This is a genomic window from Streptomyces cynarae (genome assembly GCF_025642135.1).
GTDB classification, from domain to species: domain Bacteria; phylum Actinomycetota; class Actinomycetes; order Streptomycetales; family Streptomycetaceae; genus Streptomyces; species Streptomyces cynarae.
Genome location: NZ_CP106793.1, coordinates 7,361,564 through 7,373,939 on the forward strand (window position 1 = coordinate 7,361,564; position 12,376 = coordinate 7,373,939).

Genomic DNA, 12,376 nt, shown 5'->3' on the forward strand with positions numbered 1-12,376 from the left:
TCAGCTCGGCTTCAGGATGATCGCCTGGCCCCCCGCGCCGGCCATGGCGATGTCGAGCGTGGACTGCGAGGTGACGGTCCGGGTGCTGACCACGACCGGGGTCTGGTACGGGTTGGTGCCCGGCGTGCCGTCGGCGTAGACGGTCGCGGTGTAGGTTCCGCCGCCCAGGAACGACAGCGGGATCGACAGGGTCCGGGACGTCTCGTTGGTCATCGCTCCGAGGTACCAGGTGTCCCCGTTGCGGCGGGCGACCGCCACGTACTCGCCGATGGAACCGGCCAGGGTCCTGCTCTCGTCCCAGGTGGTGGGAATGGCGTTGAACCAGGGCAGACCGGGCCAGTTCGCGGGGTTGGAGTACTTCGAGGGCTTGTCGTACCAGAAGAGGAAGTTCAGCGGCTGGTAGTAGACCGCCGCCATCGCCATCTGGTGGGCGTTGGTCGTCTTGTCGCGCGACTGGCCGTAGCAGATGGTGTAGTCCAGCGGGCCGCCGATGTTGCGCGCGAAGGGCAGCGTCACGTTGTGCGTGGCGGTCGGGAAGTTCTCGTTGCCCCGGACGCCCTCCAGGCTGATGTAGTTCGGGTACGTGCGCTCGTAGCCGAACGGCCGGACGTCGTCGTGCATGTCTATCAGCAACTCGTACTGGGCGGCCGTCTGCGCCCAGCCGGTGATCTGGTTCGTCATCGCCTGGGTGCCGTCGTTGATGAAGCCGAGCTTGATGCCCGCGACGCCCCAGCTCTTGTAGAGGCCGAACAGCGAGTCCGCGTCGGTCAGCGCGAGCCGGTTGACGTAGAGGAAGACGCCGATGCCCTTGCTCGTCGCGTACGAGATGACGGACGGCAGGTCGATGGCGGTGATCGGCTTCGTCGCGTCGGGGGTGGAGAACTCGGGCCCGTACCAGCCGGCGTCGTACTCGATGTACTGAAGGCCGCGGGCCACGGCGAAGTCGACGCCCGCGAGGCCTGCGGCGGTGGTGAGCTCGCAGCGGAAGACCTTGCCGGGCTTGATCCACCAGGTGTCGGTGAGCGCGCTGGGCGGCGCCAGGTTGAGTACGAGCTCGGCGTTGTCGACCAGTTCGGCGTGGGTGGAGCCGATCACCACCGCGCGCCACGGGGTGGCGAACGGGGTGGTGACCGTGGATTCGGTCGCGACCGGACCGGTGCCGCGGGCGGTGTGCTCCATCAGGAAGGCGGCCAGGGAGTTGGGCTGCCCGGGTATCGAACTGAGCATCAGGCGTGGGAAGTCGATCCGCGCGGACTCGCAGATGCAGGCGATGAGCTCGCCGGGGAGGGTGGCGGTCAGCGGCAGGTCGGTCAGGGGGCCGTTGTCCGTGCTGGAGGTGCCGGAGACGGGGATGGAGCCCGGTGCCACCGGGTTGTAGGGGTTCTCGTCGCGGGCGCTGTAGACGGTGGTGCCGTCGGGGAACACGAACGTCGTCAGTTCGTCGGAGACGGTGGCGGTGCCGGTGTCGAGCAGGACGTAGCGCAGCGCGACGCCGGTCTTGTAGGCGCGGATCTGGACGCTGAAGCGGATCCCCGATGCGGTGTCCTGGAGGTTCCAGCGCTGCTCCTGGTAGTGGTCGGTGACGGTCGCGTTGCGCCCGTACACCGGGGACCAGGTGTTGTGGAGGGTCCAGTGCTGGTTCTGGGTCACCGTCACATTGCCGCCGAGGACGGTCCCGTCGCTCAGCCTGAGGCCCAGGGCGGAGGTGTCGATCACGGTCCTGCCGTTGTGCTGGGCGGACCACTGGAGCGCTCCGTCCACCACCGACATCGTGATGGCGTTGCCGCCCATGCGCGCGGTCGCGCTGACCGAGGCCCCCGCCGCGTAGGCGAGCGGCGTGGCGCCGATCCCCGCCGCCGCCAGACCGACGGTGACGGCCGCGCCCTTGAGCACCCCCCGACGGGACAGCGCCCCCGAGCGGCCTGCTCTGTCTGCGGTGGGCTCTTCCTGGTCGCCGGAAATTCGCATCGTCAGGGACCTCTCCGATTGAAGGGCGCGTCGTCCGCGCGCGGCCTGATCCGAGTGAAAGATGTAGTAAGCGTTTTCTCGTGACGTTGTACGTGCTGATGTGAGGGCGGGTCAAGACCTGCGCAGTCGGAGCGTCAAAGAGGGAGGACCAGGACGGCACCACCGAGGTCCCCGACGCGGTCGACACGGGTCCGGCATGCCGGTGACGCGTCCGGTGCGGCAGCCGGGCGCCACCCTCCACACCGCCATACGATCACGGCCATGGGCGAGCATCGGTCCGCAGCGGAGCCTCGGCGGCAGCCTCGTCAGGGCGGATGGTCGCGGCTGACGTCCTCGCGCTTCGTCCCGGCCGTGGTGATCTCCCTCATCGTCGCGGCCCTGGCCGGGCTCTTCGTCGGCGCCTACTGCCTTGCCATGGCCGCTCCCGTACCGCATCGCATCCCCGTCGCGGTGACGGGAAAGTCGGCCCAGGGCGAACGGTTCGTCGGCGCGCTGGAGGCCGCGCTGCGCACCTCGCTGGTCCTCCACCCGTATGCCGACTACGACAGGGCCCTCGCCGCGGTCGACGCACAACGGGAGTTCGCGATCCTGCAGCGCCGTCCGGCCGGGGTGGAGGTCGACGTGGCGAGCGCGGCGGGTGCGTCGGTCGCCCGGGTCCTCAGCAGGAGTGCCCCGGAGGTGGGCCGGGCGCTGGGCATCCCCGTTCAGGTCAGGGACGTGAAACCGCTTCCGGCCACCGACCCGCAGGGGCTCGCGCTCTTCTACATCGCCCTGGGGTCGATCATCCTGGGGTTCGTCGGTGCCATCCAGCTCGGTGTGCACGCCCAGGCGCTGAGCCCCGCCGAACGGATCGCCGCCACCGCCGGCTGTTCCGTGCTGGGCGGCCTGTCCATCTGCGCCATGACCGACTGGGTGCTCGGCGTGGTGCGGCTGCCGTTCGCCCAGTCGTGGGGCGTCTGCGCGCTCACGATGTTCACCGCCGGCATGATCTTCACCGCGTTCGACACCTTCATGGGCCGCTGGGCGCTGCTGCCGACGTGGGTGCTGCTGGTCGTCCTCGGCAACCCCTCCTCCGGGGGTGCGGTCGCCTGGCCGCTGCTCCCCCCGCTCCTGGGCTTTCTCGGTCGATTCCTGCCACCGGGCGCGTCGGTGAGCGCCCAGCGCAACGCCATCTATTTCCCTCACGACCAGCACGTCGAGCCCTACGTCGTGCTCGCCGTGTGGTGCTTGGCCGGCATGTCGGTCTTCCTTGCCCGGCATGCCCGCCACCCCGGCGGCCAGGCGACCGCACCGGCCACCGCGCCCGGTGCAGGAAGCGCCTGATGATTGGGCACCCGGACCGCCCTGTGGGCCGAGGTGTCCGAGACATCGTCGGCTGCGTCGCCGCCCGTGGTCGGTTACGTTGATAAAGCCTGGTCAGAGCGTAGTGACAAGCCGTAACCCACCCGGGGACGCACCATGACCGGCCTGACCGTCGTCCTTCTGCTCGTGGTCCTGGCCACAGCCGTGGCGACCGGTGCGCGGCGCTGGAGCCTGCCGGCCCCCTCGCTGCTCGTCGTCGCCGGTCTCGTCGTCGGGCTGATGCCGTGGGTTCCCGAGGTGAGCCTGCCGCCTCACACGATCAACGTGCTGGTGCTGCCGCCACTGCTCTTCGCCTCGGCCGGGGAGATCTCCGTCCGTGACCTGCGCACCGTGTGGCGGCCCGTGACCGGCCTGGTCTTCGGCCTGGTCCTCGCCTCCGCCGTCGCCGTCGGGTACGTCGCCCGAGCGATCACCCCGCTGACCGTCGCGACCGCGTTCATCCTCGGCTCGGTCCTGGCCAGCACCGACCCCGTGGCCGTGACCGCGCTCGGCCGGCGCCTTTCCCTCCCACCGCGCGTACAGGCCATGGTGCAGGCGGAAAGCCTGTTCAACGACGCCACGTCCCTGGTCCTGTACAAGGTCGCCGTGGCCACCGCGGTTTCCGGCAGCGCCATCACCTTGTCCGGCACCGTCGAGCAGTTCCTGATCCTCGCAGGCGGGGGAGTCCTCATCGGCGCGGCGGTCGCCGCAGTGGTGACCCTCATCCGCCGACGGACCGAGGACCCGATGCTGGACACCGTCATCGCACTGGTCACTCCGTACGCCTCGTACGTCATCGCGGAGCAGTCGCACACCTCGGGCGTGACCGCCGTCATCGTGTCCGGCGTCGTGCTCGGGAGCACCGGTCACAAGCTCAGCAACGCCCCCATCCGCCTTCAGGTCCACGCCGTCTACGACACCGTGGCCTTCCTGCTGGAGAGCGTCGTCTTCGCCCTCATCGGCCTGGAGCTCCCCTCCGCCGTCCGCCACCTCGCGCACGACGAGCGCGGCTGGCCGCTGTGGGTGCCGGTGATCGCCTTCACCGTGCTGGCGATCCGCCTGCTGTGGGTGTTCCCGCTGTCCGCCCTGATGCAGCACCGGCACAGCGAGGGTGAGGGTCGTCTCTCCTGGCGCGTTCCGGCCGTCCTGTCCTGGGCGGGCACCCGGGGCGTCATGCCGCTGGCCGCCACACTCTCCATCCCCCTGACCACCGACGCAGGGGCTCCGCTGCCGCACCGGGCGCTCATCCTCACACTCACCACCGGGACCGTCGTGCTCACCCTTGTCTTCCAGGGGTTCACCCTCGCCTCGGTCGTCCGCCGTTCCGGCATCGCCCTGGAACCCGAGCACACCGCCCGCGAGGAGGCCCGGACCCGCCGGCACATCGCCCACGCCGCTCTCGAAGAGCTCAAACAGCTCGGCGATCTGGATCAGCTCGCCGAACTGGGTGCCGCCGCCGAGGCCGCCTTGAAGCAGGCCCGTCGCCATCTGGAAGCGCGTATCCACCAGGTCGAAGACGCCGACTACAGCGACCCGGACGCCCGTCCTGCCGACGTCTACCGCGAGATACGCCGGACACTCATCGCCATCGAGGCGGCCGAGCTCCAGCGCCTCTACGAAGCCAACAAGATCAGCAACGCCACCCGGCGCCGGATCCAGCACGAACTCGACCTCGAGGAAGCCAGCCTCCGCGACCGCGGCTGACCGCCGGTCCCGGCACCCGCTCCTACGCGGCTGAGGGTGACCGGTGCGCCGACGCTCGGTGCCGCCGCCGGCCCCGGCCACCGCTATGGACCCGTTGCGCTCGCAGGTCGTCGCAGCCGATGCCAGACTGACGACGTGGCCGTCATGTCACTCTCAGGCGGCACGTTGCGGGCGCAGTGCGCCTGCGCCCGCATCGTTGCCGTCTGCCCTCGGGCGGGCCTCGGCCTGCCGGTACGAGTGGCATGGTGAGGAGGCCGGGTACCGCCGTGCGCAGTCAGGGAGGCGCCCGTGCCCGCTGGAGGACCTGTCCTGTCGACGACGCCGCCGAGGGCCCCGCCGCCGAACGGCGCAGCCGTGCCCACGTGCGCCGTCGGGCCGACGACTCCGGACCCGGGGCTTGCCCCGACCGTGACCTGTCCCGCCGGGACCCGTCCCGACCGGTATCCGTCCCGCCGGGACCCGTCCCGGCCGGTATCCGTCCCGGCCGGTATCCGTCCGGACCCGGTGTCCGTCACGGCCGGTATCCGTCCCGCCGGGACCCGTCCCGGCCGGTATCCGTCCGGACCCGGTGTCCGTCACGGCCGGTATCCGTCCCGACCCGGTGTCCGTCACGGCCAGGGACCTGTGGAAACCTGCCGGTCCGAGGCCGCCCTCGACTGAGGACAACTGAGGACCTGATCGGACCTCGCCCCGGTGGGAAGGCCCAGGGAGGTCTCCCGCATGAAGACCTGCATACGGAACGCCGTCCTCACTGTGACCGCGGTGTCGGTGTCCGTCGCTCTGGCGGCCTGCGGACAGAGCGGCGAGAGTGCCGTCGGTGGCGGGAACGGCGGTCCGAGTATCGGCCTGCTGGTGCCGGATGCGGTCACGCCCCGCTGGGAGACGAACGACAGGCCCCTGCTGGAGAAGAAGATCAAGGAGTTGTGCGGCGACTGCACGGTCGTACACGCCAACGCCCGGGGCGATGTGGCCACCCAGCAGCAGCAAGTCGACTCCATGATCACCAGAGGGGTCGATGCACTGGTGCTCGTGGCGGTCGACGCCAGGGCGCTCAGTTCCGCGGTCGGGAAGGCGGAGGAGGCGGGTATCCCGGTGATCGCCTACGACCGCCTCTCCGAGGGCCCCATCTCCGGCTATGTCTCCTTCAACGGCCAGGAGGTCGGCAGGCTCCAGGGCAGGGCGCTCCTGCAAGCCATGCATGAGAGAGGGCACGGCGACGAGATCGTCATGATCAACGGCGACCCCACCGACCCCAACGCCGTCGCGTTCAAGGAGGGAGCCCTGTCGGTGCTCAGAGGCAAGGTCAAGATCGGTAAGATGTTCGACACACCCATGTGGCGGTCGGACCTCGCCAACATGAACATGTCGGGAGCCATCGCCGACCTGGGCGCCGACCACATCAACGGCGTCTACTCCGCCAACGACGCCCTCGCCTCCGGCATCATCTCCTCCCTCCGAGCGAACAAGATCAGCCCACTGCCTCCGGTCACGGGCCAGGACGCGGACCTCGGAGGCGTCCGGCGCATCGTCGACGGCGAGCAGTACATGACCGTCTGGAAGCCGTTCCAGCCCGAGGCCGCCGCGGGTGCCGCCATGGCCGTGGCCGCCGCCCGCGGCGAAAACCTCGACCGCATGGCCACCGGCAAGGTGAGCAACCGCAGCGAGAAGGCTGTTCCGGCCGTCCTGCTCACACCGGTGGCCGTGACCGCCGACAACATCAAGGACACCCTCGTGAAAGGCGGGGTGTACACGATCCAGCAGATCTGCATTCCCCGACTCAGGGCGGCCTGCGACAAGGCCGGACTCACCGGATAGGCCCAACAGGGCCGACGTTGCGGCTGAACAGGCCGAACAGGCCGAGCGGGCGGCTGGACGGGCCGGACAAGCCGTTCACGCTTCACGGCCGGGCCCGGGAAGGAGATGGTTTCCGTGCCGGCTCAACCCCTGCTGGCACTGCACGGCGTCTGCAAGCGCTTCGGCGTCGTTCAGGTCCTCACCGACATCGAACTGGAGGTTCGCGCCGGGGAGGTCGTGGCGCTTCTGGGCGACAACGGGGCGGGCAAGTCCACCCTGGTCAAGGTGATCTCGGGCGTCGCGCCCGCGGACACGGGCGTCATCGAGTGGGAGGGAAGGCCGGTGCAGATCAGGCGTCCCCACGACGCCCGGGGACTCGGCATCGCCACCGTCTACCAGGACCTCGCCCTGTGCGGGAACCTCGACGTCGTCGGCAACCTGTTCCTCGGTCGCGAGATCCGAAAGTGGGGATTCCTCGACGAGGTGGAGATGGAACGCTGCACCCGGGACCTGCTGAAGCGCCTGGCGACCGGCCTGGTCGATCTGCGCTGCCCGGTCGTCTCCCTCTCCAGCGGCCAGCGGCAGATGGTCGCCATCGCCCGCTCGCTCCTCGGCGACCCGCGGCTCCTCCTCCTGGACGAGCCGACGGCCTCCCTCGGCATCCAGCAGACCGCCGAGGTCCTGGAGCTCGTCGACCATCTGCGTGACCGCGGCATGGGGGTACTGCTCATCAGTCACAACATGGCCGACGTCAAAGCTCTCGCAGACCGGGCCGCGGTGCTGCGACTGGGCCGCAACAACGGCTTCTTCAACGTGAACACCGCATCTCAGGAAGAGATCATTTCCTCCATCACCGGGGCCACGGAGAACGTCCCCCATCGGGTGGCCCACCGGGAGGTGGACTGGTGAAAGAGAGCCGCAAGAGGGCAGACGACACGCGGGCCGCCCCCGCCGCCCCCCGTCAGCCGCAACCCGGGCGGAAGATCGTCCCTGTCCTGGCGGGCTGGGCCGCGGCGTCCCGGCGCAGGTTCATCGCCGGTGAACTGGGCTCGCTCCCGGTCATCCTCGTGCTCGCCGCGGTGTGGATCGTCTTCCAGTCCCTCAACCCCAACTTCCTCTCACCCAGGAACCTGTCCAACCTCAGTGTCGACATCGTGGGCACGGGCCTGATCGCGGTCGGCATCGTCTTCGTGCTGCTGATCGGCGAGCTCGATCTGTCGGTCGGCTCGATCAGCGGCCTGGCGGCGGCCGTCTTCGCCGTACTGAACGTCAACAACGGCATGCCCGAATGGCTCGCCGTCATCCTCGCCGTCCTCACGGGCACCGCGACGGGGACCATCCAGGGCTTCTCCGTCGCCCGGACCCGCGTACCCGCGTTCGTGGTCACGCTGGCGGGACTGCTGACCTGGAACGGCGTCATGCTCTACATCCTCGGCACCACCGGCACCATCGACCTCGACGAGAACGGTTTCGTCGCCCAGCTGACCAGCTACTACTTCGGCAACCACAGCGTCGCCTACGGTCTGGCGGCCTCCGGCGCCGGCCTGCTGTTCCTCATCTCCTACCGGGACAGGCACCGCCGGCGCGCCCTCGACCTGCCGCACCGCTCACTCGGGGAGATCGGGGTACGCACGGGAGCACTCGCGGTGGTCGCGTTCGGCGCCGCCTACGTACTCAACCGGTTCCAGGGCCTGCCGCTGGCCCTCCTGATCTTCCTCGTCATCACGGCCGGCCTGGACATCCTCCTGCGCGGCACACGCTACGGACGGCAGGTCTACGCCCTCGGCGGCGGCATCGAGGCGGCCCGCCGCGCCAGTCTCAGCGTGGTCTGGGTACAGACCGCGGTGCTCGCGTTCTCGGGCACGATGGCCGCGATCGGCGGCCTGTTCCTCGCCTCACGGATCACCTCCGTGAGCCAGTCCTCCGGCTCGGGCGTCCTGCTGCTGAACGCCATCGCGGCCGCGGTCATCGGCGGTACCAGCCTGTTCGGCGGACGCGGCACCACCTGGTCCGCGGTGCTCGGCGCGCTGATCATCCAGTCGATCTCCTCGGGCATGGCGATCACGGGCATCCCGGTCGCCGTCCAGTTCGTGATCACCGGCGGGGTGCTGTTCGCGGCGGCGGTCATCGACGCGCTGTCCCGACGGTCGCAGGAGGCGCATGGGCGGGCGTGAGAACCGAACGACGGGCGGCCGAGGGTGTCACTGCTTCACGCGGACAGTCGGAGTCATCCCTTGAGACCCCTGGTGGCCGTTCCAGGCGACCGAGCGCGCATTGCTGATGACCTCCCTCCTGGAGCCCGCGCTGCCCCTCCCGCAGCAGCCGGGCCGCGGCTTCCCGGCCGTAGGAGATGGCAGCCCTGTCGGAGCCGAGCTGGTACTGCTTGGAGTGGAAGCAGGGGGCTCCAAAGGCGATGTGCGGATAGGATGCGGGCCGAACTGGCCACTCGTGGGGGGAATCGTGAAACAGTCCAACGAGCCGATCATCTCGCCAGTGGAAGACTTGCTGAACGGCAAGATCGTGATCCCGTCCATTCAGCGCGACTTCGTTTGGATGCGCACAGACGTACGCGATCTGTTCGACTCCCTGTATCGGGGTTACCCAGTCGGTGCGCTGCTCCTCTGGGAAACCAACCTTCAGGCCCCCTTCCGGACGGCGGCTGTAGTCCAGTCAGCCAAGCCTTCCCAGCGGCCGCTGTACCTCCTTGACGGTCAGCAGCGACTCACCTCGCTTGCCTGGGTCTACCGGCCCGAATCCAAGGCTGACGGCCGCCTCATCGACCTCCGCTTCGACGTGCGGACGGAGGAGTTCGTCAATCCCAGCGCGGTCCAGCGCAAGGACCCCCTCCTGATCCCCGTCTCGGCGATCTTGCAGGACGGGGTCCAGTTCTACGAGATCCTGTTGGACGCCGGGGTGGAGATGCGGCACCCGGAGTTCAAGGAGTGGACCAAGCGCCTTCAGAAGGTCAATGACATCCGCAAGCAGCAGATCGTCGTGGTCACCTACAGTTCCGACGACTACGAGGAGGTCGCCGAAGTCTTCGCCCGGCTCAACAAGGGCGGACGCAGGCTCTCCAAGGGCGACCTGGTCTACAGCGCCATCGCGGCTCGCTGGGCAGATGGCCTTCAGACCATGGACTCCTTCCACGAGGAGTTGAAGGACATCGGCTTCGCCTTGGACCGTGAGGCAGTCCTGCGGCTCATGAGCCTGCTCGCGGGGACGGGCGCCCGCCATATCAAGCTCATCGGCGCTGCGATGGACGCGTCTGCTCTCAAAGAAGCTTGGCAGGCCACCGAGACTGCGCTTCGTCTCGCCATTGACTTCCTTCGCGGAGAGTGCGGGATCCCCCGTTCGGACGTACTCACCTCGCCGAACGCCGTGGTGGTCCCGGCACTGCTGCTGCACCATCGCCAGGGGAAGCTTCTGCCCGAAGAGGTCGGGCTGCTGCGCCGCTGGGTCTACACGGCGATGGCCTTCAGCCACTACTCACTGCAGGTTGAGGGGAAGCTGGACGCCGAAGCACGCCTGATCAAGGGCCGGGGCGGAGAGCAACTGTTCACCGAACTCATCCGTCGCGCCTTCGGTCCGCGCTCCGTGGACAGCCCGATTCACCCTAGGGACCTGGAACAGAAGTACTCGACTCATCCCTTCTTCCGTCTGCTCTACATCGCCGCACTTCAGGGGAAGGCCAAGGACTGGGCGACCAACACCGCCATCAACGATCAGCCCATCAGTTCCGGCGCCAAGATCGAGTTTCACCACGTCTTTCCTCGGGCGCGAGTGCAGGCGACGTTCCCAAAGGAGGAGTGGAACAGTCTGGCCAACCTCGCGTTCGTGACGGGACAGACCAACAAGATGATCGGCTCCAAGCTGCCCGCCGAGTACATGGCGGAAATCGCGCCGGAACGCCTGGCCGAGCAGTGGATTCCTGACGCTCCGGAGCTCCGGTCCCTGGACCGGTTCCCCGACTTCCTGGCCGCACGCAGGCGCTTGCAGGCCAACGTCCTCAACCGGCTACTGGGACTTCCGGCGTACGCCGGCCAGGACACCCACCGGGACATCGACGAACCGCCTGCCGATGAGGAGGTAATCGCAGAGGACCCCACCGCCCCCAAACCCGTAGGGGCGACCGTTCAAGATCTCCGCACGGAGAATGGCGTCGAGGTCTACGCGATCTACGAAGGCCGACGCGTCAATGGTTACTACGACCCCTCGTCCCGAACCGTGACCATTCCCTCCGGCCCGGGCCGAGGCGAATACGGGACTCCCAGCGGAGCGGCAGTCGCCGTGGTACAGGCCCTCAACCCACACGTCAATCCGAACCGCAACGGGTGGTCCTTCTGGACTGTCACAGCCACAGGTAAGTTGCTGCAAAGCATCCGGTAGCGGATTGCGGAATGGGACGCCTGGCCGCAGCCGCATACGGCCGGTCCCCGAATGGCGGCGTCGCCAACGAGTGACGCAGCAGTGCGAGGTGTGGTGTGCGCGACCCTGGTTGACTTGTCCGCGCGGACTGCCGGTGGCGGAGCTCTGGCAGGGCAGTCCGTGCTCCCGGCACACCGATGGCTTGGACGCACCGACGAGGGAAGTCGACGTGGAGCAGTTCGCTGCGGGCAAGATTCTGCGCAGCAGGTACCGGTTGGACCGGATTCTGGGCAGAGGGTCGATGGGGCTCGTATGGCAGGGGACGGACGTGTATCTGGAGCGCCCCGTCGCCGTGAAGACCGTCGCCGCGGATCTTCTGGCCCTTCCCGACTGGCGCCACACCGCTCTGGCTCGCTTCGAGAGGGAGGCCAAGGCCGCCGCTCGTCTGGACCACGCCAACATCACCACCGTGTACGACGCGGCCGTCACCGAGGACGTCTGCTGCCTGGTGATGCAGCTCGTCGACGGCACGACTCTCGACAACCTCATCGATGGCGCCGACGACGGACGCCTGCCTGTGTCGGCTGCGGTCTCGGTCGCCGCGCAACTGTGCTCAGGGCTGTCCGCCGCGCATGCCTCCGGGCTCGTCCACCGCGACCTCAAGCCTCAGAACGTCATGATCCGCACCAGCGGTCTGGTGAAGATACTCGACTTCGGGTTGGTGAAGGTTCTCTCGGACACCGATCCGCGACTCACCATGACGGGCGAAACGCTGGGCAACGTCGCCTACGCGTCACCCGAACTCCTCGTCGGCGAAAAGCCGTTGGACGGACGGAGCGACCTGTACGCGGTGGGGTGCCTGCTGCACCACATGCTCACCGGTCACCGCCCCTTCCACAGTGAGCGCCCCGCCCAGCTGGTGACTCAGCACCTCACCGCGTCTCCGCCGCGGGTGGCCGACTACGGCGTCGACGCACCGGCGGCGCTCCAGGACCTGCTGCACGCACTGCTCGCCAAGCGTCCTGAGGATCGCCCCAGCGATGCGGTGGAAGTGTACGCGGCACTCGCCCCGTACCTGCCGGGCCCCGATCCGGCGCTCGTGATGCGCAGGATGCCGCCGGAGGATCCCCGACGGCCGTTCCTCGTGCCCCAAGGGCCGATCGTGCCGCGCTAGCCGAAGGGCGACCGCGGCACGATCCGGGTC

8 protein-coding genes are annotated in these 12,376 nt (G+C 68.7%); 7 read left to right on the top strand and 1 reads right to left on the bottom strand.

Going from position 1 to position 12,376, the window contains the following annotated elements:
- Complete coding sequence (locus N8I84_RS33285) at positions 1-1,968, bottom strand: glycoside hydrolase family 97 protein (RefSeq protein ID WP_263233149.1); 1,968 nt, start codon at positions 1,966-1,968, stop codon at positions 1-3.
- A 261-nt stretch (positions 1,969-2,229) separates the two neighbouring features.
- On the opposite strand from N8I84_RS33285, the gene N8I84_RS33290 reads away from it, so the two are divergent.
- The 7 genes from N8I84_RS33290 (at position 2,230) to N8I84_RS33320 (ending at position 12,346) form a co-directional block, all read left to right on the top strand.
- Positions 2,230-3,291 (top strand): ABC transporter permease, encoded by a 1,062-nt coding sequence (locus tag N8I84_RS33290; RefSeq protein ID WP_263233150.1) that lies wholly within the window; start codon positions 2,230-2,232, stop codon positions 3,289-3,291.
- 135 nt (positions 3,292-3,426) lie between these two features.
- Positions 3,427-5,013 carry a Na+/H+ antiporter gene (locus N8I84_RS33295; protein ID WP_263233152.1) on the top strand — a complete coding sequence of 529 codons (1,587 nt, stop codon included), beginning with the start codon at positions 3,427-3,429 and terminating at the stop codon, positions 5,011-5,013.
- Positions 5,014-5,733: 720 nt separating this feature from the next.
- Positions 5,734-6,828, top strand: coding sequence for a sugar ABC transporter substrate-binding protein (locus N8I84_RS33300; protein WP_263233153.1), 1,095 nt, complete (start codon positions 5,734-5,736; stop codon positions 6,826-6,828).
- 105 nt (positions 6,829-6,933) lie between these two features.
- The gene (locus N8I84_RS33305) at positions 6,934-7,716 is read left to right on the top strand and encodes an ATP-binding cassette domain-containing protein (protein WP_263233155.1); all 783 of its coding nucleotides are present in this window, start codon (positions 6,934-6,936) and stop codon (positions 7,714-7,716) included.
- Complete coding sequence (locus N8I84_RS33310; protein ID WP_390899069.1) at positions 7,710-8,981, top strand: sugar ABC transporter permease; 1,272 nt, start codon at positions 7,710-7,712, stop codon at positions 8,979-8,981. Before N8I84_RS33305 ends, N8I84_RS33310 begins: the two co-directional genes overlap by 7 nt.
- A 286-nt stretch (positions 8,982-9,267) precedes the next feature.
- Entirely contained in the window at positions 9,268-11,193 is a 1,926-nt protein-coding gene (locus tag N8I84_RS33315; protein WP_263233156.1) for a GmrSD restriction endonuclease domain-containing protein, read from the top strand.
- 208 nt (positions 11,194-11,401) lie between these two features.
- Positions 11,402-12,346, top strand: a complete 945-nt coding sequence (locus N8I84_RS33320; protein WP_263233158.1) for a serine/threonine-protein kinase — start codon at positions 11,402-11,404, stop codon at positions 12,344-12,346.
- Positions 12,347-12,376 lie beyond the last annotated feature (30 nt).